The 21,417-nt window shown below is 62.5% G+C and carries 16 protein-coding genes and 1 pseudogene; 3 read left to right on the forward strand and 14 right to left on the reverse strand.

Annotated features, from left to right (window positions below; genetic code table 11):
- Window positions 1-12: 12 nt before the first annotated feature.
- Window positions 13-1,497 carry a hypothetical protein gene (locus tag JZ792_RS21790; RefSeq protein WP_216912775.1) on the reverse strand — a complete coding sequence of 495 codons (1,485 nt, stop codon included), beginning with the start codon at window positions 1,495-1,497 and terminating at the stop codon, window positions 13-15.
- 347 nt (window positions 1,498-1,844) lie between these two features.
- Between JZ792_RS21790 and JZ792_RS21795 the strand changes: the two genes are divergently transcribed.
- Together JZ792_RS21795 and JZ792_RS21800 are read left to right on the forward strand one after the other, a co-directional pair.
- The gene (locus tag JZ792_RS21795; protein WP_216912777.1) at window positions 1,845-2,825 is read left to right on the forward strand and encodes an aldo/keto reductase; all 981 of its coding nucleotides are present in this window, start codon (window positions 1,845-1,847) and stop codon (window positions 2,823-2,825) included.
- A gap of 329 nt (window positions 2,826-3,154) precedes the next feature.
- Window positions 3,155-3,991, forward strand: a complete 837-nt coding sequence (locus JZ792_RS21800) for a hypothetical protein (RefSeq protein WP_216912779.1) — start codon at window positions 3,155-3,157, stop codon at window positions 3,989-3,991.
- Here the strand turns inward: JZ792_RS21800 and JZ792_RS21805 are convergent.
- A complete protein-coding gene (locus JZ792_RS21805; protein ID WP_216912851.1) occupies window positions 3,898-5,097 on the reverse strand; it encodes an IS30 family transposase in 1,200 nt (399 codons plus the stop codon). The two genes, JZ792_RS21800 and JZ792_RS21805, sit on opposite strands and share 94 nt — an antisense overlap.
- A gap of 80 nt (window positions 5,098-5,177) precedes the next feature.
- Between JZ792_RS21805 and JZ792_RS21810 the strand changes: the two are divergent.
- Window positions 5,178-5,621: pseudogene (locus JZ792_RS21810) on the forward strand (DDE-type integrase/transposase/recombinase); the annotation flags it as partial.
- Window positions 5,622-6,114: 493 nt separating this feature from the next.
- Here the strand turns inward: JZ792_RS21810 and JZ792_RS21815 are convergent.
- From JZ792_RS21815 to JZ792_RS21860, 12 genes are all read right to left on the reverse strand, one after another.
- Window positions 6,115-6,639, reverse strand: coding sequence for a hypothetical protein (locus JZ792_RS21815; RefSeq protein WP_216912781.1), 525 nt, complete (start codon window positions 6,637-6,639; stop codon window positions 6,115-6,117).
- A gap of 384 nt (window positions 6,640-7,023) precedes the next feature.
- The gene (locus JZ792_RS21820) at window positions 7,024-7,551 is read right to left on the reverse strand and encodes a hypothetical protein (RefSeq protein WP_216912783.1); all 528 of its coding nucleotides are present in this window, start codon (window positions 7,549-7,551) and stop codon (window positions 7,024-7,026) included.
- Window positions 7,552-7,612: 61 nt separating this feature from the next.
- Window positions 7,613-8,455 (reverse strand): hypothetical protein, encoded by an 843-nt coding sequence (locus tag JZ792_RS21825; RefSeq protein ID WP_216912785.1) that lies wholly within the window; start codon window positions 8,453-8,455, stop codon window positions 7,613-7,615.
- Entirely contained in the window at window positions 8,431-9,486 is a 1,056-nt protein-coding gene (locus JZ792_RS21830; protein ID WP_216912787.1) for a hypothetical protein, read from the reverse strand. Before JZ792_RS21830 ends, JZ792_RS21825 begins: the two co-directional genes overlap by 25 nt.
- 539 nt (window positions 9,487-10,025) lie before the next feature.
- Window positions 10,026-10,322: a DUF6882 domain-containing protein gene (locus JZ792_RS43230; RefSeq protein ID WP_368858162.1), complete on the reverse strand. Its 297-nt coding sequence runs from the start codon at window positions 10,320-10,322 to the stop codon at window positions 10,026-10,028.
- Window positions 10,277-10,465 (reverse strand): DUF6882 domain-containing protein, encoded by a 189-nt coding sequence (locus tag JZ792_RS43235; protein WP_368858163.1) that lies wholly within the window; start codon window positions 10,463-10,465, stop codon window positions 10,277-10,279. The genes JZ792_RS43230 and JZ792_RS43235 overlap by 46 nt, the downstream gene beginning before the upstream one ends.
- A gap of 115 nt (window positions 10,466-10,580) precedes the next feature.
- Window positions 10,581-11,363: a hypothetical protein gene (locus JZ792_RS21835; RefSeq protein WP_216912789.1), complete on the reverse strand. Its 783-nt coding sequence runs from the start codon at window positions 11,361-11,363 to the stop codon at window positions 10,581-10,583.
- Between the two features lie 438 nt (window positions 11,364-11,801).
- Window positions 11,802-12,371 carry a DUF6301 family protein gene (locus tag JZ792_RS21840; RefSeq protein WP_216912791.1) on the reverse strand — a complete coding sequence of 190 codons (570 nt, stop codon included), beginning with the start codon at window positions 12,369-12,371 and terminating at the stop codon, window positions 11,802-11,804.
- A 72-nt stretch (window positions 12,372-12,443) separates the two neighbouring features.
- Window positions 12,444-15,086, reverse strand: a complete 2,643-nt coding sequence (locus JZ792_RS21845) for a hypothetical protein (RefSeq protein ID WP_216912793.1) — start codon at window positions 15,084-15,086, stop codon at window positions 12,444-12,446.
- A gap of 1,339 nt (window positions 15,087-16,425) precedes the next feature.
- A complete protein-coding gene (locus tag JZ792_RS21850; RefSeq protein WP_216912795.1) occupies window positions 16,426-16,854 on the reverse strand; it encodes a hypothetical protein in 429 nt (142 codons plus the stop codon).
- A gap of 677 nt (window positions 16,855-17,531) precedes the next feature.
- Window positions 17,532-18,020: a DUF6301 family protein gene (locus JZ792_RS21855; RefSeq protein ID WP_216912797.1), complete on the reverse strand. Its 489-nt coding sequence runs from the start codon at window positions 18,018-18,020 to the stop codon at window positions 17,532-17,534.
- 107 nt (window positions 18,021-18,127) lie between these two features.
- On the reverse strand, window positions 18,128-21,298 hold the full coding sequence (locus JZ792_RS21860; protein ID WP_216912799.1) for a hypothetical protein: 3,171 nt from the start codon (window positions 21,296-21,298) through the stop codon (window positions 18,128-18,130).
- Window positions 21,299-21,417: the final 119 nt, after the last annotated feature.

Below are 21,417 nucleotides of genomic sequence, written 5' to 3' on the forward strand. Positions count from 1 at the left end.
CTCGGGCGGAGTTCAGCGCAGGCGTCCACTGCGGGCGAGGCAGTGGGCGCGATCGTGGAGTCGGTGTCCGGTCCGGCTCGCGCCCCACTGCACGGTGAACGGTTCGGTGCGGCCGAGAACTGTACGCAGCTGGTCCCTGACCGCTTCCGAGACCGGATAGTTTCCGACCACGCCGGTGGTGAGTGCCGAATCCACCGCGTCGACCGCCGCGACACAATCGGAGAGTATGTGCAGGGTCCGTCCGGCGAGTTGCGGCGCGGACGCCGCCTCGCAGATCGCGATGACCTCGCTTTCGGTCGAGGAGATGCCCCACGTGCAGCGGCCGCTGCCGGTACGACCATCGGCCGCCATCCACCCGTATCCGCCCGCACTTCCGTAACCGGACGCGTCGACGGCCACTTCGAGCGGATCGTCCGTGCAATATCCGGGGACTTCGTAAAGCGGCAGGGGGTCCTCGGCAACCGCCCGCTCCGGCGCGACGGCAGTGATCAACTCCTGGGCGAAATCCGACGCGGTGGCGAAGTCGAAATCCTCGTCTTCCCAAACCTTACGATGCGCCGCGACCACTTCTCGAACCTGTCGATACATCTCGGGATGCGCGCGAGCCACCGCAGCGGCCGCGACGGTGTGGCAGTCACTCACTATTCCGGCCTCGGCCTGCTTCACCGCTGTAGCGACAGCGTCCCGCAGTTCGTTGTACACGCGCAACGCCACGCTGCGATGCACGCGCAGGACAGCGAACTCCTCGTACAGTTCCCGCAGACGAGTCAATTGGTGCTCGGGCGCTCTCCGAGCGGAGCGGCGTAGGCGGCCCCGAATCGATCGCATGTCTTCTCGAATCAGGAGTTCGACCCGGCTCAGGGCGCGCCACCAGCGCTCCACGACCGGTGGTTCATCGAAGCCCGCGATATATTCGACGGTCAACGACCGCCGCACCGTGTCGACGAACGCGGACTCCCCCAAGGCCATCACCCGGTCCGTCTCCGGCGTCGACCGCGGCGTCGACCACCCGTGCTCGACGCCCCACGCATACCAGTCGTGCGACGGCAATCGTCCCCGATCCGGGCAACCGTCGGCCACGATCATCGCCGAGCCAAATTCACGCGAATAGTCCTCTGGCAACAACAGTTTCATCAGCCAGGCACACATCTCCTCGAAGGTTCGCGGGCCTGAATTACGATGTCGATCCGCGAGTTCGGCACGCCACCGGGACAGCGCGGCGAGCCGCAGCGTCTCCGCCCGCTGATAGGCCGAGGCGGCCTCTCGGCGTCGCGAATCTCTGCCGGAAAGCCTGCACACGTGCATCTCGCCCTCGAACAGAGTTTGCACGTAATGCAGGCCGTGGGTACGAACCCAGCACAGTGCTGGACTGTGCAGTACAGCGATGACCTCAGGCGATGCCGTGCCCTCGATCTCGGCGCGGCACGCCGCCGCCAGCACATCGAAATCGGACAGCATCGACTCCACCAACGGCTCCAACACCACGGCACCGACCATCGTCGAACGATAGGCCGTCCCACCGACAACAAACGCGGTCAGACATGTTCGGCGATCGCCGATCCCGTGACAGACCAAATCATTTCAGGAAATCGACGGGATTCGTTCACCATCGTGCACCAAGTCGCAGGAGGCCCGCCACGTCCAGTCGGTGAGTCGACATCTATCGGAAGCAAGGGGAACCGAGCCACGTGCCGATCATCCATCCACAAGACAGCGTTGACGACGCATCCTGATCAACTATTTGACATGGAGCACACTCCAGGTCGTAGCGTCGTCTCCGAACTCGACGGGCGACCCGCCGCACGGTAGGACGCATTCGCGGCAGTGAAGGAGAAGATCTCCGCATGATCCCGACCAGGAAACTCGGTGAACTGTCCGTCGGCGCGCAGGGGCTCGGCTGCATGGGAATGAGCCAGGCCTACGGTGTCCGCGACAACGACGAGGAGTCGATCGCCACCATCCACCGCGCGCTCGACCTCGGCGTGACACTGCTCGACACCGCCGATGTCTACGGCTCCGGAGCCAATGAGCGACTCGTCGGCCGCGCGATCGCGCGGCGCCGCGACGAGGTGGTCCTCGCCACCAAGTTCGGCATCGTGTGGCTGCCCGAAGGTATGAGCGCACGCGGCGACGCCGAGTACGTGAAGAAGTGCTGTGACGAGTCGCTGACCCGCTTGGGCGTCGACCACATCGATCTCTACTACCAGCACCGAGTCGACCCGAAAGTGCCCGTCGAGGAGACCTGGGGAGCGCTGTCGGAACTGGTCACCGCGGGCAAGGTACGCCATCTGGGTATCTCCGAGGCATCGGCCGCGACGATCCGGCGGGCGCACGCGGTGCATCCGGTGACCGCCCTGCAGAGCGAATGGTCGTTGTGGACCCGCGACGTCGAGGCCGATGTCGTTCCGACCTGTCGTGAGCTGGGGATCGGCATCGTTGCGTTCTCTCCGCTCGGGCGCGGTTTCCTGACCGGCGCGATCACCTCCACCGCCGATATGCCCGCCGACGATATGCGACGTGGACTGCCCCGCTTCAGCGAAGACAATGTCGACCACAACCTCGCGGTCGTCGCCACACTGCGAGAGATCGCCGCCGAAAAAGGCATCACCGCAGGACAATTGGCATTGGGTTGGGTAAAGAGTCAAGGTGCCGACGTGGTGCCGATTCCGGGAACCAAACGCCGCGCATACCTCGAGGAGAACATCGTGGCCGCCGAAATCGACTTGAGCCCAGCAGATCTTGCACGCATCGAAGCCACCGCACCGGCCACCGCATTCGCCGGTGCGCGCTATCCCGAACACCTGTCCCGGGCCGTGGACCGCTGACCGGCGTGTGCCCGGCAGCGAACGACTCGCAGCGACCACCGGGCACACGCCGATGTCGCTCCCGGTGTCGGCGGCGCCAGCGTCACGGCGCATCCTGGGGCCGATGGGCGCGGTCGTCGACGTCACCGCAACGTCGTACTGGCGTGTGAGGCCAGATGTGTAACGGTCCGGCGCCGGACGTGATAGTAGTTGCGGTAACGGGTTCGAAGCTCGTCGGTGTGGTGATGGAGGGGCAGTGAGGATGGAACGCACGGGCATTTGGGACTGCTGCACGGATCGGTGACATCTGATCTGTGGTGCCGTGAGGCACTGCTGGAAGGATGTATGCCGTGCCCAAGCCCTACCCCAAAGAGTTCCGCGACGACGTCGTGCGCGTAGCCCGCAACCGAGAACCCGGCCAACAACTGAAACAGATCGCCGCCGACTTCGGGATCAGCGAGTCATGCCTGGCCGGCTGGCTCAAGGCCGCCGACGTCGAGGACGGCGCCAAGCCCGGAATCACCAACGAGCAGTCCGCCGACAACGCTGAACCGCGTAAACGCATCCGGCTCCTCGAGCAGGAGAACGAAGTCCTGCGCCGCGGCCTATCTCTCGCAGGCGAACCTGCCGGGAAAATGATGTACCCGCTCGTCCGCGAGCTGGCCGCCGACGGAATTCCCGTCGCGGTGACGTGCCGGGTCTTCGAGATTGCGCGCCAACCGTATTATCGGTGGCTCGCCGATCCGGTCACCAATGCTGAACTCGAGCAGGCGTATCGGGCCAACGCGTTGTTCGACGCTCTCCGTGACGACCCCGAGTTCGGGTACCGGTTCCTCGCTGACGAGGCCGCCGAAGCGGGCCAGCAGATGGCGTCGCGGACCGCGTGGCGGATCTGCTCGATCAACAAATGGTGGAGCAGCTTCGGTAAGAAGCGCGGGGCGAAGAACCGTCGATCGGGTCCGCCGGTCCATAACGACCTGGTCGAGCGGAACTTCACCGCTGATTCACCAAATGCGTTGTGGCTCACCGATATTACCGAGCACCACACCGGTGAAGGGAAGCTCTATCTCTGCGCGATCAAGGACGGGCGGTCTCAAGGAACCAACGCAACACTGCTGATGAGTTCGTTCAGTTTCTCACGAGGGGTATGGAATCCGAGAGTCTTGCGGGGGCGGTTGTTGAGCTGATCGACCATTGCCTCGATCGCGCCGTCGGAGACGTTGTTGAAGTTTGTGCCCTTCGGGTAGTAGTCGCGGACAAGGCCGTTCAGGTTCTCGTTCGAGCCACGTTGCCAGGGCGAATGCGGGTCGCAAAAGAACACAGGGCATCCGGTCGCGATCGTGAAGTCTGCGTGTCTCGACATCTCCTGCCCCTGATCCCAGGTCAATGTTCTCCTGAGATGACTTGGGAGGCGCATGATTTGGTTGCGGATGACGTCGATCACCGTGATCGAGTCGCGCACGCCGGGTAGCCGTTCTATCAAGGCGAAGCGCGTGTTCCGCTCGACGAGCGTGACGATTCCGGAGTTCCCGGGCCCGACCACGAGATCTCCTTCCCAATGCCCAGGGACAGCACGGTCGACCGCGGAAGCGGGACGGTCCGTGATCCGGGCCCCCGCCAACCACGGTCGGACATCGCGGGATGGCAATCGTGAGGCAGGTGCTCTGCGAGAACGACCTGAACGCAACGCCTTGGCGACAGTCAGTTCGTGCCGCAACGATCCCCTGCCCTGGACATAGAGGGCTTGGTAGATCGTTTCGTGGGACACCCACAACTCCGGCTGGTCGGGAAACATCACCCGTTGTCTCCCTGCGACCTGCTGCGGCGAGTGCTTCTCGTTCAAGCCCGAGACGACGAGTGACCGCAGCTTACTGCAATCAAGTTTGCGTGCCCTCGTTCTCACGCGCGAGCGCATCGTGTGGTGCTGCGCGACTCCGGCATGGTATCTCGTCTCCCGCGACGCGCCTCGCCCTCGCCCGGTCTCGACTCTGTGACGTCGAAGCTCCCGTGAGATTGTGGACGCGGCAACGCTCAGGTGCCGGCCGATCGCTCGTATCGACCACGCGGGCGTGCTGCTGATCGCCATCTCGATGAAGACACGGTCCTCGTGAGTCAAGCGACGGTACCCGCGCTGAGGGTTCAATGCCGACATTGACTCATCGACAGGCTCGATGCCCCCTCGGGCTCCCATGCGGATCACCATGCCCGCCAGCCTTGCCCACTCGACGACCGCTCCCGTGTTCACACCGAATCGCCTCGCCGTTTCCTGAGCGGAAGCACCCTCGAGAAGCATCGAGTACGCGATACATCGATCGTTCCACGAAACCGTCACGACAACCTCCGAATGAAGGTGTTGCGTTGGTTCCTTGAGACCGCCACGTGTTCTCGAACCGGATCGTGGGCTACTCGATCGACTCGCGGATGAAAGCACGCCTTGCCGTCGATGCACTGAATTCGGCTGTGGCCCGACGTCGCGCCGCTGGCGAGGATGTCGCTGGTTGTGTGGTTCACAGCGACCGCGGGTCGCAGTTTCGGTCACGAAAGTTCGTCCGCACCTTAGGTATTCATGGTTTGGTCGGATCGATGGGCAGAGTCGGGGCGTGTGGTGACAACGCCGCGATGGAGTCGTTTTTCGCATTGCTGCAGAAGAACGTCCTCGACCGTCGGCCCTGGATGCGTCGTGAGGAGCTTCGGATCGCGATCGTCACCTGGATCGAACGGACCTACCACAGGCGTCGGCGCCAGGCCGGGCTCGGCAAATTGACCCCGATCGAATACGAGGCCATTATGGCCACACCAGCTCTTCGAGCTGCGTAACCGCTGTCACCGGATCGTGCAGCAGTCCCTGCCTCCCTCGGACGGGGCTTGGGACTGATATTTCGTGAACCGGCAAAACCCCAGGCCACAGGCACCGACCGAACGGTATGTATCGCCGATACACCGAAGGACACCATAAGTTCGCACCCCCTCAGCAGCACCGCCCCAGCAGTCCAGCCCGACCCACAACACGGCATCCCGCGAAAGCCAAAGCCCCTGACACGTGCACAGATTCGCGCCCACCACCGCCGCCGACACCCGCATCGACCGAATTCCACAGCGCCATCACGGCGTTCAGCAAGCATGAGGCCGACCCCGCCGGGCCCAACCGCCCTCTACGCCTGCACTCGACCGGGGCGGGCCGACAATCGGCGCGACCGATCTTTTACGGTAGACCGCGACAAAACCCGGTCGAGAAAGCCAGGGGGCCCGACGCAACAGTCCGCGTACGGCAAACCGACAGACTCTCAGCCCCGATTTTTCCCGACTGACCTCACGGGTTCCCCGGTGACAACCACCACCAGTGGGTTTCCGGAATACCAGGTGGGCGCAGGTTGTCGGGCAGCGGCGAGACCCGATGCGCGCGTTCGTGTAGCTCCTCGTCTGCCTCCCGCAACAATTCGACGTCGTAATCACCGGCGTACAACAACGCGGCGCCGTCGAATTCGTCCATGACGAACTGCACCGAGGACCGGCGTCGACACGCCGATGTCCACGAATCCCAGCCATCCACCGAGGAGTGCAGTGCCGACTCGGTGGTGGCGTCTATGTAGTTGTGGAACGCCCACCCGTTGCGCCGCATGAGACCTATTACCCGCTCCCGGAATTCGGCCCACTCGGAATCTGCCTTCACCGGCTCGGAGTCCAGGCAGACCTCGAACAGATACGCCATCGCCCGCCCGAACACGGAATCTCGCCGGTGCATCACATCCTCCGCGCCGGAATCCGCGATCATCGCGGATTCCTCGAATGCCGCGATCGCGTCACGCATCAACTTGTCTCTCACCGTCGAAGCCATCTGCCGTCTCCGCCATCGTCGGAACTGCGCCATTTCGACCCCCGTACGAATCATCCGAAATGGGCTGAATGGGTCAGCACCTTAGCTGATTCCGCTCGCATGTCCATTGTCGACCTCTGCAAGCGGATATCGAACGTCAGCGGCCGATCCTGCGATTTCCCGGCGCGAGCGACGGGCATCGCCGCATAGGTTTGCGGGATCGTGTGCTGAGCCATCTCGATCGTTTCCCGCAGGTGATGTAGTAGGTCATCTGCCCACGGTCACATATGTGCTGCGCCGTTGCCATCACGCCAGTGCTTGAACCAGCGAAGGCACCGAGGTGGACGCTGGCAGCGCCATTCCCGTTCTTCCGCCGCGCGCGGTGACCCAACGGAGCAGTGATTCTCACCTTGAGGACGAGCCCGGCAGAAACCACCACCAATGATTTTCCGGAATCCCCGTCGGCGGCTCCTCACCTGACAGCAGCGACACCCACGCCGCCTGCTTGCGCAAATTCGCGTCGGCTTCGGCCATCATCTGATTGTCATAATCGGGCGAAGCCAACAATTCCGAGCCATCGAACTCATCCAGCAGGAACTGTACTGTGGACCGATACCGACAGGCGACCTCCCAGCTATCCCAGTCCTCGAGCGCAGAATGCAACGCGTGGTCGAGGGTGTCATCGATGTAGTTGGTCATCGCCCCGCCACTCGCTTCGATCAGGCTTGTCGCCTGATCCCGGAAATCGACCCATCCAGCAGACCGCCGCCCCACCCCCCCGAGGCAGATCGAATACAGGTCCGACATCCCCTCGGCGAACGCCTGATCGCGTCGCCGAATCAGATTTTCCGCATTGGATGCCACGATCTCTGCCGCCTCACCGAACTTATCGATCGCTCTCCGCATATGCTCTGCGCGCGCGCTCAGATCCATTTCTTCCTCCCCTTGTCCTATGTGACGAACCACGATTTCTTCAAATCCTTTCGCCGCGCGATCAGCTCAGATGTGCCGAATAGGTCAGAACCTTATATGATTCCGCGTCCAGATCAGCCCGACGCTGAGGCACGCTGACATTGAATGTCAGCGACTGATCAACACGGCGGTCCGCGATCGGGCCGACGGGATCGATACCGCTGATCGGGTGCGGCACGGTCTGCTGGGCAATCGCAAGTGTTTCTCGAAGTCGTTGGAGTAGGTCAACAGCCCAAGGAGCCGTACCTGCCGCGCCCGCGTCGAATGGAGCATCGCTGGACTCCTGGCGGGGCCTGAGCGACAGGAGAGGCGGCACCACGAGTATGGGCCGCGGTAGGTGGGTCGGACCGGTCTCCACATCGTCCGATGAATCGGTCGGCGGTCTCTCACCAGGTCTGTCGAAGCTGTATTCCGGGAGTGGGTCCTTGTTCGGGCCGAGTTTCTTGGCCTTCGGTTTACCGTAGGACGCGAGAGACGCGCGGCCCTCCCGATCGACCCACACTATCGCCTCAGTAGTGGTGATTCTTCCTGTTCCATCATCGATCAGCCGGTGGAAGACCAATTTCGTCGCTCCGGTCTCCGGATCGAGGTAGTAGTCGACCAATCGACCCTCACGCACCGTCTTGGCCGCGCTGTTCTGGTATGCGTCGATCTCGTTCAGGCCGATCTTCTCGATCGTCGGATACTCGCGCTCATGCTTGTACGGGTGATAGGCGGCGGAATACTCGTCAGCGAATCCCAGTCGATCCGCATCTCGGACAGCCTGTACCAGAGCCGCCTCCGTCAGATTCGCGTCGATGTTCACGGCGCCTCGCCCGCTCTGGCGGACGAGTTCCAGATCTAACGCGAGCAGCTCATCCGCCATATGGGGTGTGAAGTCCTCGGCCGCGAGTTTGCCCAGATTCTTGTTTTGTTCAACGGGGTGTTGAGCGACTTCTGATACCGCTTGAACTGGACCTGGTAGTACTCGTACGCATTGGCGAATCTCCCGGGATTGCCCCGCGCCTCCTGCGCGAAAGCCCACCGGATCGCATAATCACGCTGCCCTGCCAGCACCGCGTCCTTCGGGAAGGCCGTTCCACCGCCGACCAGTTCCGCAGCGCGCGTCCGTGCGGAGGCAGGCAGGCCTCCCCAGATCGCGTCCGCCATCGACTCATCGGTTCCGTCGACCTTCATACCTCTTAGGATCGATTCGCCTTCAGCGCGAAACTCCAACTTCGCTTGACTGACCGGACGACCGCCTTCGGTCTGAGGCATCGTGGATCCCTCACCCTGCGACGGCTTCGTGGACCCGCTCCCCTGGGGCTCCGGCCGACCGGAAGGTCTGCTCGGCCCGGGACTCGGCGGCACGCCGACCTCACTTTCGGCACCGGCCCGGGCGCCGAGACCGTCGAATTCGCTGCCGAGCGCGGGCCCGCGCGGACCGACACCGTAGGGTACGGAGCCATCTGCGATCTGTGCTTTGGCTTCGGGAGACAGTCGTTCGAATCGGTCGATGGCGGACCGGGCCGCGGCCATAGCCTCTGCCTGGGACATGCCTTCGGCCAGTGCGGCCGTGGCGGCTCGGCGGCCGATTGTCTGCGCGGCGGCGCGTTCGGCGAGGCTGAGGCTGAGGTCGATTCCTCCGGTCACCAGCAGGCCGATGTTGAGGCCCGCGAGTATCTCCTCGGTGGTGCTGTGTTCGGGCGCGCGGTGCGTGACCATCGGGTGCAGCGATCCGTCGGGCCCTGGGGTGAGGGTGGCCATATCCAACAGCGGCGCGTAGAGGCGGTTGTAGGCCAGGTCGCCGAGGATGTCTAGGTCGCGGCCGATGCCGTGGGCGAGATCTATGGCGCCCTGTACGCCGTTGCCGTCCGGGGGAATGCTGCTGCGGCTGGCGGGAATGTCGCCGAGCACGGTTCGAAACCTTGCGGCCCGTCCATCGAAGACGCGCAACCCGCAGTGAACGGCACCAGCGCAGATGCGCAACCCACGATCATTCCGGTCCGCAACCAGCGCAGCACCTTCCCACCCATCGCCATGTCGGGCGACCAGCGTAGATCGCGCCGACAACGATGGGGGGACTCCGGTAGTAATTTGGGGCGAACTCGGTCATCGACGTCGCCTTCACACGCACTGCCGGAACGTTCTTCACCTCGCTCTACAGCATCAACTTCACCTCGGCGGCACTCGCGACAGGTGGACTCGCGACGCCGTGAGCAGTGCCCTCGCAACACCCGCATAGCCCGATATCTTCATTACTTCCGCGCACGAAGGCACGGCCTTCGACCGCCCACCGGCAGAACAGCGGCGAACACACGCCGACGGTGATCCGCCCGCGATCAGCCCGATCCCGCGTCCGAACAGCGCCGTCGATCTGGCGCGAGACCAGCGCCGGGACGAATCCCTGCACCGGACATGCCTAGGCGACTCAAAGCAGCGGAAGGGAAGTCGTTTCACCTACGTCGAAACCTCGATCGCAAAGTTCGAAGTCGTACCGTCCTGTGCGGTGGTGTGACCGGACCGAAGGTGTTGAACGAGCTCACTGCGCTGCCCGCACCTCGGTAGAATCCGGTCGCCCCTGTCACTCGTACGGCGAATGCGGCGAGCGTGGCGGCCATCTGATCGTTAGCCTCGACGACCGGCTTGGCCAGGTTCGGAAGACTGTGGGCTCGTGCCCATTCGCATACGATCTGGGAGTCGCGGCTCATGTCGGGCAGGATGCTCTCGTTGAAACATGCCCACATCCCCATGTACCGGCCCGCGTGTTGTGGCTGCCGATGATCTGTGCGGGTGCGGTGGCGGTCTTGTCGGGGAAGGTCCATGAAATCAGACCTGTGCGCTGGTCGAGATCCCCACCGATCCGCCGAGCCCAGCCCCCAGGACATGTGCGCATTCGCCAGCTGCTCGATCAGATCTTCGCCCTGCGCCAGCAACAACGCTAGGTCAGGCTGATCGACACCCTCTCCGGACCTTCTTCTCATGCACATCCTCGCCGTGAGCCGAGCCGATTATGCGACCTTCCGTGTGGGATCGTCCGGAAAGTTCCAGTCGATCTCGACCCGCGCCTGCGGCACAACCTGTAGGGCGGCGCGGGTGACCGCTTCCTCGAAACCGGGACGCCACCGATCGAAACCCGCAATCAGGACCGGCGTGTCCTCGGTATAGCCGAAACTGCTCCACCAGCCGTCAGGCTCCTCACGCCAACTATTGAGCACGTCCTCACCCAGATACTCACGATCATGGACGTCGCCGAGGGCACCGAGCACCTCATGCGCGTGCTCCCGGTCCCTCAACCCACTCACTCGATACCCGTAGTGAACTCTCGTAGCGGTGCAGGCCCACGCTGAGGAGAAGTACTCTGCGGACCGCGCCCCACGCAGCGCATTGTCCGCCCGGAAACCCGTCGCCAACCGCGCCAGTTCGGTAGGTACTTCGTAGAAGTAGTCGACCTCCGCACTAGACGCCTGATTCGCACGCGCGCGGGCCAAAAAATCGGCGAACTCGCCCGGCGGATCATCTTCGTGTTCGAGGTGATCGACCGCAACATCCCGATCATGACGCACGCCCCAGATCTGCCGCCCGTCGCTGAACCCCGCCGCCGAACTACTCGGTCCGAATGAGGACTCGTAGTACGCCACTACCTCGGCCCCCTTCGACAGTGGTCGTAACACCTCGGGATAGCGCAGAAACCCCGGCGGATTCACATAGGGGTCGAACACGATGTGCCAATCGGCGAACGACACAGACTCTGCACCGGACGCCCCGCTCTCGATCTCGGCCAGACCCAGCACATCGAGAACCGTTGTCCTCGACCGTCCACGCACCGCGACCCACGAAACGATATCTCCCACGGCTCAGACTCTAGATCGGCGATCCAGGTCCGCAACTGCCCTGGACACCGCCGGACAGCCCGGAAACCGACAGAAGCACGCCCTCGGTACAACGCCCTGCACACCATCGCGTTGACGCAAGTACGTATGCCGGGCACCCGGGGCCGGATCTACTACGACGGCAAGATGAACCGCCCCCACTTTCTGGCTGATTTCATGGTTGAGTCATTACCGGCTGGGATGGCTGAGATCCGCATGATCAGAGAGTTGTAGATGGTCTCCCAGGCACCATCGACACGGCACATGTGAGGCATGTACCTGTACCCGACGTCCCGTGGCCCCCCGCGACGCCGATCCGCACGGGCCGCGCGCCCCATCCGAGACCGAACGGTCTGACCGCTACCCTTCGTCCTCTTCTTCCAGGCGCTCGTATTCCGCCGCTGCGTCATTGAAGGCCTGGTATACGGGATTGATCAGCTTCAGCCTGATCGCGCCGGTGGGCTTGGGCGGGGATTGCACCGGATAACTAGCCGACAACACGATGACCGATTTCGGCAGCTCCCAACCGACTTCCCGGTCGAGGCCATCGTCTCCGGTAGACCACCGTGTAGGTTCGGCGAGTTCGGAGGTCAGGCGCGCGGTCAGGCCGGCGAACGCGTCGGTCAGGTCGGCGTCTACATCACCGACGGTGGTGACGTCGGTGATGTAGACGCTGAAGTCATTCAGCATTGTTCGCGACGGTCGCCATCGCTTGACCTCGAGGACACTGGCCCGGGCGAGGCCGTCCTGGCGGTTGACAGCAAGATCGGTCGTCACCTGGAGGCTCAGCGTCTTGCTTGTTTTGGGGAATGGCTCGAAGCGCCAGCCCGCCGCGGCACAGAAGGGCTCTACATCGGCAACGGTCCAACTCCAGTCGAATGCCGCTGCCAGCCGCGCGATCCGGACCGCGCCGTCGTAGTCGACCTGCATGTTGTGTACTACTTCCTGTTGAGATGTGACGGCGATCGCCGTTGTTACGCGGCCGGTTCTCGAAGCTGGTGGCTAGCGTAGGTGGGCACCGAGTCCAAGCACTCTGACTGCTTCCTGCGGGCTCGGAGTGGACGAGTCGATGTGCGGGGTGACGATGTTGACGGTCATCGACTTATTCTCGGATCTGTTGGCGAACAGTATCGCGGGCGCGCTCGGGATCGCCGCGACCGCGGCAGGGGTCGGTGCTGGTGGTGGATTCGCCATCGACCGGGTGAACCCGATCAGGCTGTCGGTCCACGAGTCGAACCTGGTTCCCAGCACCGAGCCCATACCGAACACCGCACCGAGACCGCTCGACCACGGTTCGATCGACACTCGCGGTATTTCCCACGCGATCGGACCGGCGGGTGGGGTGGTGTTCTGTGGTACCGACTTCCCGAATGGCGCCCGACCACCGAAGTGGGTGGCGTCGATAGGTATCCGCGGCATACCTTCGATGTCGAACTCTGACACGGTCGCTTGACCGTCCTCACCGACCTTGACCAGTTTGTATTCGACATTGCTCAGGTCTCCCGCCTCGACCGCGTCCACCAATTCCGGGTTCGTGACACGCAATTGTGCCAAGAACTCCTCATCGGTTCTCATCAGATACCGCAGATACTCGGCCGTTCCTTGCTGCTCGTTGTGCCAAAGACCCTCCTCGGGCGATACCCACCTCGCACCCAGCCGGGCCCCACCACCTTTGGCCTCGATCACCATCAGTTTGCCGTCGATCACACCGACGACATCGAGGTGATCGCGACCTCCCGGACCGACATAGATGACCTTCCCGCCCAGCTGATTGATGTAGTCCCTGGCACCGATCACCCCGAGCTTCTCGGAAGCGTTGGTGACCGGCGTGATCGCCCCTCTGGCGCGATCATCCAGCGCGGCCAGTTCGTCGGCCTCCATCTTCCTACCACTGTCCCGCAGGTTTTCTATGGCATCTTCAATCGACTTCGAGCTCAGGTTCTTCGGGCTGCCGTCGATCTTGAACGCGGGATCGGCGACGCCGTGCTCCATCGCGTAGTTGTCGCGTTGCCGTAGTAGTTCGTCGCGCGCGCCGATCGCCTCGGCCCGTTCTCGCAATGTCCGGTTGATCTGCCAGCGGGCATACCAGCTGGGCTGGAACGCTTCGGTTCCCTTGATCATCGCCGGGACGACGTCGTCGTTCTTACCGATCCGCCCCGGGATCGCTGGTTTGACCTCGTCAGCCAGGGCACCGGGACGGAAGGCACCGAAAAAGTCTTCGATTTCACCGCGAACGGTATCGACCCACCCCGCCAAGCCCCGCGGCTTCTGCCGCGGGGCGCTCGGCGTGGACTCGGGGGCGACGGGCCGGTCCGGGTTCTTCATGATCTGCCCGTTGGGACCACGTAGGTTGCCATTGCTGTCGTACCAGGTGCCCGGCTCAGCTCCTGGTTCATAGCCCTCGGGCGTTCTTAGGGGCGGGGGTGTCTGGGAACCAGCCGATCGGTCACCGTCGCCACTGGGGCGCTCACTGCCCAGTTTCGATCCTGGGTGATTCGAGGGAAGGTCAGGATTGCGGGGTTCTTCCACTGCGGGGCCGAGCCCGTTCAGCGTCGGATCGTGCGGGTCCAGAAGTCCCGCGGGTAGCGGTGGTGGTGCGCTCCGCGGGTTCGGCGTCTGGTCCGGACGTCCCGGTACCGGATGCGCAGGCCCGTCCGGGCCATCTCTCGGCGTATTACGAGGAGTACCGCCGGGAGAACTTGGAATGCCATCGCCACCAGTGCGCATATCGAACCCTGGCTTCTCCCACGGTGCCGCTCCTCTCGGATAGCCGCCGGGGAGGGCAGGGATCGGATGCGATCCGAATCCGAGGCCGAAATCGCCGAGGCCGCTCCGAACAGCGGGAGGAATATGCGGTGAAGGCGTACCTCCACGCGCCGCTCGGGGAACTTTGGGAAGGAAGAACAATGACGTGCCGAGTACTGCGTCGCTGAGCGTCTGGCCGGGTTGCTCGTCGAAGTTCGACAAGTCCGCTCCGATGGCCAACTGCCCGAACAGATTCAGTGTCCCGAGAACATTGTCCTGGGCTGTGGACGAGGCATCATCACGCAATCCCCCACCGAACGTTGCGTTGTAGCCGTCCTCCACCATCAGCGCAGCACCGAAGAGCACCGCGGACGGCATGAGTATCATGTCCAACCAGGCACCATTTCGATTCAGCCGCTTGGCTTCTTCGGGTGAGAGGCTGTCGTCGCCGTAGGTCTTCGAATTCTGTCCTACCAGCGATTTGACACCGTCGACGAAGCTCTCGGCAGAATTGCCCATGTAGTCCCAGGTCTTCTCCCAGTTGCTCCTGGTGTCCGGGTACACACGTTTGGGCGCCGGTCGGTTGACAAGAAGCTCACCCTTGCCGTCGACGACGACGAGTGAACCGTCGTCGCCGAGTTTGGTGGTCGTTCCCTCACTGTTGCGGTAGGTGAAATAGCCCAGCTCCGGGGAGATCTTGGAGGTGAATCTGTCACTGTAGGCACCGGTCTCACGGTCGATCGTCTGCGTGTGAACGCCGATCGAGCTCTCTTCGATCCGATTCAGCAACGGCGAGTCGGGGGTGAGTTCCCAGCGTTCCGGTGATCCCGAGGTACCGGTCGGTAGGTTGAACCAGCCGGTTCCGTCGCTGTTTTCCTGCCCTTTCTGCCAGCCGACCATGCCACCGGATTCGGTGGATCGGTTCTGCCAGTAACTCAGGTTTCCGAATTTGTCCCGGTAGACGTTCTGATACACGTCGGGACTGCCGTCCGGGCTCGGTACGACTCCGAGTTGCCCTACGACTTCACCGTTGTCGATCAGTGGAAATGCTTGTTGGAAGTCGGGCAGGTAGGCCTTGGCGCTGTCCGGTGCGCCGGTCGTCGGTGTGCCCTGGTTATAGATCCCCGCGTACGGATTGGTGTAGGTCGTGTCCTGGCCGAGGTAGATCGAGGGACCATCCTTGACGTCGATCCACTCCTGGAACCCGCCGCCCTGCTCGTTCATGGCGGCGCGCATGGATCCAAGTAGTCCGCCCTCGGCGCCGACGACGCTGATATCCACGGACTTGTTCCCGTTACCTTCGGGAATTCGGTAGTTGACGATCTGACCGTCAGGTCGGGTAACCGACCACTGGTCGCCTTCTTTGCGTCCGCTCAGGTCGGGCATCCCGCCGAAATCGATCTTCGGCTGCGGTCGGCCCGATACATCCGACTGTTGGGACGGTGAGGGTGCTGCGGGCGAGGGGGACGGGCCCTTGTCCAGCGGTGATTGTTGCCCTCCCCCTACCCCGTTAGTATTGGATGGGACCGACGGTGGCAGTGAACTATTCGAACTGGGTGCGGGCGTCGTGCCTGGCGCTGCACCGGCCTTCGGCTGGGTCGGTCGCCGTTCCGGCGCTTTGCGGCTGTCATCCTTGGTCGGTTTGTCAGCCGGATCTTTCGGTGCCATCGGATACCTCACGGTTTTGCTATCGGGCTCCAGTGAAAAGACCGAGCCGGGATTGAATGCACCTCGACTGCGGGTGGTGAGGTGCTGGCTTGTGGATCGGACCTGCCACTGGAGTGCCGGTCGACGTCGTCGGGCGATCCGACGGGATTTGGTCAGAACGAAAAGAAGACGCCGCACCCGACCGAGAGGTCGAGCACGGCATGATCAGGAGTTGAATGCTGGAACTGGGCGGTATTTCGCTCAGCCTCATCGCCAGGCTTTGCGACAGCGCCTCGCGTAGGGTGACCTGTTCGTAGGCTCGCTGATGTCGAGGGTCGCCTGTGCGAACCCGGCGAGTTGCCGTTGCTGTACTTCGAGGGTGACGTCGTTCTCGGCGACCGCGACACTGTTCGGGCGGCGGCGAGGAAGTCGGACATCGCCATCCGTCGTACTCAAGATGCTCGTGCCGAGGCGCCCGTCCTTCTGTCGTCGGCGCGCCTCGAGGGCCTGGATACGGCTGTGGCCTCGGAACCGATGCGGTTCCGAGGCCACAGCTCGAGCTCTGTGAACGACCCTGTAATAGCTTGTCGTATCAGGTGATTCGTATGTAGGTGCCGCTGATATTGATCGTCGCTGGCGAGAGGCTGGCCAGGCTCTGGCTGTCGCTGACTTCGAGGGTGATCTTGTCGCCTGTGGCGACGGTGACGCTGGTACTCACGGTTGCCGGGTTGGCCGCTGATCCGGTGGCGATGACGGTGCCGTTCTTCTTCAGTCGTGCGGAGATCGAGTTCGCGAAGGCGCCCGCGGTCCATGCCACGTTCGCGGTGACGGTCGCGGCCGCCGTGGCGCCTTGGCTGAGGAGGGCGTTGGTAGCGGCGTCTACCGTCGAGCCGGGATAGTTCGTGGTATCAGCGGTCCAGTTGATCACCTGTACCCAGGAGTTGGCCGCGTTGGGACCGGGCTGGGTTCCGGTCTTGTTCATACCCGATGCCCGGAACCCGGGCACCGCGGTCGCGGCCAAGGTTCCGCCACCTGCGAACGGTGCCGAAACCGGTGCGGCCGGGATGACACCGCTAGCTTTGGCTGCTCCGAAGAACAGCGGTAGCACTGCAGCACGGGGATGATCGTGGCCGACAATTCACCGACACCACCGGTGGTGGCATGGGCCGACACCGCCCGGCCCTCGCTGCCGAACGTCGCCGAAACAAGAATCGAAATCGAATTACCTGCTATAACAGCGGATTTCACCGATCTTTGCGCGGCGAGGCCTGCGAGGTCGGTCGGTCGGGGAACGAGTACCACGGCGAGTTGCCCGTTCGCACTGTTCGTTGCCGACGTCCTCGCTGGGGCGAGCGTATTCGCAAGCAGAGGTATCCGCAGTGGCCGATACCGTATTCTTGACGGCGAGACTGCCCGTGTCGCCGTCGGCTCGTCCGACTCTCCCGGCTCCACCCGCGAACATCGTGACGCTACCTTCAGCACCGAAGACCTCCGGCAAAGGCTGGTACGTGCCGTTCATCGCCGCCGCCCTGACCGGTGCTGGAACGCTCCAAAATATTGTAATCGAGGCTATTTCGATGCTTCGGCAGGCACCTGCGACGGGTTGCCGGTGGCGCGTCCGGTTGTCTCCCCGACTGCCGCGCTTGACCATCAAAGAGTGGGCGATGACCGAGACGGTTCGGTACGTCCCCCGTCCCGTTACCACTGCTCGTCGGGTCGGTTGGCAAGATCCTCGTCGATTCGGTCTTGCTCGGCTCGGTACTGAGGGCTCGTCATGGCCACATAGTTGTCCCGGCTTGCCCGGCGAGCAACGATTACCACTGCGGGCAGGTCCCACCGAAGTTCGGTTTCTCTGCGACGGTTGGGCAGACCGAGCTCAGCCACCAATCGATCAGACAGACCGCGGAACCACACCGCAGGCAACTCGCTGGATTCGGCTTCTTGCTTGCCCAAGCGGTCCGTGACACTGAAGTCGATGTATTCGACACTATCGACATCCAGATATGCACGCCCTCCAGGCTTCACGATGTCGAGGTCCGTGGTAATCGATGCATGCAGTGGCCGGTATTCGGTGACGGTCCAGTGGGCGGCTGCACAGAATCTGTCGAGATCGTCTCTCGACCATGTCCAGTCGAAATCTGCTGCCAAGCGGACGATTTCGGCAGCACGGTCGAAGTCTCCACGCATGGCCGAATCATACTGCGATGGTGGCACTTGGGCACCCCCTGGTGTCGTGTCGGGCAAGGGCCTCGACGGGTCAGTTTGCAACAGTGCAACGAACGCCTGTGCGAAAGTTAGATGTGGGCGAGAGATCCGTACTCATGGAGTTCTTCGCCGCGAAAAAAGTCGCCGCGGGGCTGTGGCGTAGGTGTGATGTTGATCTGTAGCGTTTGGTTGGTTGCATGCTTTTGAGGTCGCGGGTTCAGGCCGATTAATGGCGGGATTCCGACCAGCAATGCCGCGACTCCGTTGACTGACGAGCCGAGACCGTCGAGCATCGCACGATTCAAGTCGGACACAATCGGCACGCCGATGTCAGATGCGATATCGACCAGGTTCACTCTCGGCGTAAACCCGGGGGGCGGCACATAGCCGGGATGTTTCGGACCCAACGATTCATTGAACTTCCAGTTGGTTATTTTTCCACTCGGATCGGTTTGTGTCGCACGATATTCAAAATTGGACAGATCCGGATTATCGCCGAGCTGTTGCTCCAGGTTCCAGCCGTGCTCTCTATCGAGCTCCTGGAATTTCTCACGAAGCCCCGGCTGCCGTCGCATCCTATCGAGGACGTACGGCGTCGTCCCTTCAAGAGCTTTGACTCTTTCTCCGGGAAATTCACCGGATTCTATAGAAGCCCCTTTGCCCAGGTTGGGCCTTCCACCGCCTTTCGCGTCTACCACGAGCGTCTTACCGTTCACCTTGCTGACGAATACGAGGTCCAGCACGCCGGGGCCGCGATCTATCGACACCAGCTCGTAATCCATTGCAGTGTCGGCAAATGCTTCAGCTATCGCACCCACTTCCCCCATATCCTCACTCGCCCGAGCTAGTTCGTTAACTTTAATATGATAAGGTTTCACGCTCGCACGGAGCTCGATAATCTGGTCCAATTTATCTGGGAAACTCTCTTCGAGATCACGGAACACATCCTCCCTACCTCCCCCGATGGTTTCACGAAATGTTACAGTGGTTTGACTTTCATTTGCGCCTTTTTGTATTTCGTCGAGTTTACTCTGCATCTTATCTTGCAGCGCAGTGGTGTCATCGACGGCGTTTTGACGTGCTCGTACGAATGGATTATCTTCTGCTAATTGAGCTTTTCCTGGCGTCGGGTCATAAACCTTCGCTTTATAGTGCAGTTCCTGCTTGGGTAGATCTGCGTAGCGTCCTCCATAGTGGAACTCCCCATCATATGTGCCGGACTTCTTCCACCTGTACTTCCCATTCTCGGCGGGCATGACGAGATCCCAGAAGTTCTCGGGATTCTCGCCGGGCCCCATGCCCCCTGGTTCGCTACCGACGCCGGGTCTGCCGCCGTGGGGTCCGCTGCCGTGCGCGCCGGGAACGTTGTCGCGCCGGGGAATCTGGATGCGAGGACGTTGCGGCCCGAGCGGAAAAGGATCGAGGTCGGCGAGACCGGAGCCGAGTATGCCGTTCGGTTCGGGTCGGTTCCATGGGTTGTGGCTCGGCCCTCGGGCCGGTGGCACCTTGCCCTCGAGCATGGGTGTGGTGACGGGAGGTTGGATGACCTCTCGCGTATTCCATGGCAGCTCGCCGGGTTTGGGGTAGTCGAGGATGGCAGGTACGGCCTCATCACCTGCACGCGCACCTGCACCCGCACCGAGATGTGTGCCCGCATTGTAGGGATTGGCAGGCTCGGGGATGAACGGTGAGGTTTCTGGATTCAGCTTCCAGGTCGCATTGAATGCAGGAGAACCCTCGGCCCCCGCCGCGCCGGCCCTACCACCGGTTGCACCCGATTTGCCGAGCGTGCCGAGTTCAGCCGCGAGTACCTGCTCGGTTTCACCGAAGAGTTTCCCGCCGAGGTGACTGAGTCCCTTTCCCAGAGGCTTGAAGACAGCTCCTGGGGTGAAGGTGAGGATCGTCATGCCCGCACCGAAGGCTGCTTGCCCGTAGTTGCCGTCCAAAAGTCCCTCTTGGAGGTCGTTGAGGCCGGTGAAGTCGCCGAGTAGTTCGCGGAAGTCGCCTTCGTTGAATTTGTGGCTGGGGCTCACGTAGGGCGAGTGGTCGGGTACGAAGGGGCGGCGTGGGTCTGTGGGATAGGACCGGTCGGTGGCTTCCAACGCTCTTGCCTGTTCGACGGTCAGCAGTGAGATGCCAGCGCTCGCCAGACGACTGCGGGCATCGACTGCTTTTTGCCACAGTACGTTTTGCACTTGGGAGGCGGGGATACCGGCGGCGAGAAGCCGGTCGACTTCCTTCTTGCGGAGCTCGTCATCGATCGGTAGGTATTGCAGGTTGGCATAGACCTGGTCATAGTCCTGGTCCTGCGAGCCGTAAATGGAGCGGCCCAGCAGTGGCCCTGCAGCTTCACGCGAACGCTCGCCCGAAGGAGTTGTTGTTCTTGACCATTGAGGGCCCTCGTCGACCTGAACAACCGTCAGCGTATAGTCGTGCGGGTTGTAGGTTGACTTCGTCTGCTTCGAATAGTCGAAATGGGTGTACACGCCGTCGATGTCGAGATACCCGACGGAGAGCACTTCGTTGGAACACAGGCCGCGGACTTCACGTTTCTCTACGCCACGGCTGTCGACATAGATCGAGAGAGTGTTGCTGTCTTTGGTAGTTTCGGTACGCCAGTGCAGTAGCGCACCGGGATCACCACTCGGGTCGGGCGCGATATTCCAGCGGGTTCCCTCGGGATCGGTCGACCAGCCGTAGCCCTCCTGGTTGACCTGACCAACCAACGCACCCTGGACGAAGCCGCCCTTGCCGTCGGGAATATCCCCGAAAAGAGTTCTGTTGCCCTCGGAGTCGAACCCCCCGCTGTCCCAGTTGCCACGCGAATTGCGACTGCTGTTCAGGCGGTCGACCGGATTTCCGTTCTCGTCGTACCGCACGGCCTCGACCTGACTGAGATTCGGGTTGCCGCCGAATCCCACATCGGGCGTACCGGATGTCGAGTTTCCGGGATCGTAGACTTGGCCGTAGACTCCGTCGGTCGTACCGCCCTGCCCCTTGTTCATGTAGGTGGCGGGCCCGTTGGTACTGTCGGTCCACGATTGGAATCCACCGGCGCCGTCGTCGACCATGCGGTTGGTGCTGGTGCCGCCTGCGCTGTTCGTCCAGGTTCGGTCGACCGATTGGTTACCGTTGCCGGCCGGGATGGTGTAGGTGACCTCGACGCCGTTCTCCGTCACCTTCCAGGTATCACCTTCCTTCTTGCCCGTGGTGTCGGGCATCTGCAGGTCTGCGGGCTTGTTCGGTTCGTTGGGAGCCATGTCCCATCACCTCGATATCGGAGTTTGGTGAGCTGCGGTGGGTGAGAACCACTGCGGGCTGGCATTTCCGCGACCGGGCACCGACATGTGGCGGTTCGGGGGCGGAAAACAGAAATGCT

The organism is Nocardia noduli (genome assembly GCF_019038455.1).
GTDB lineage: Bacteria > Actinomycetota > Actinomycetes > Mycobacteriales > Mycobacteriaceae > Nocardia > Nocardia noduli.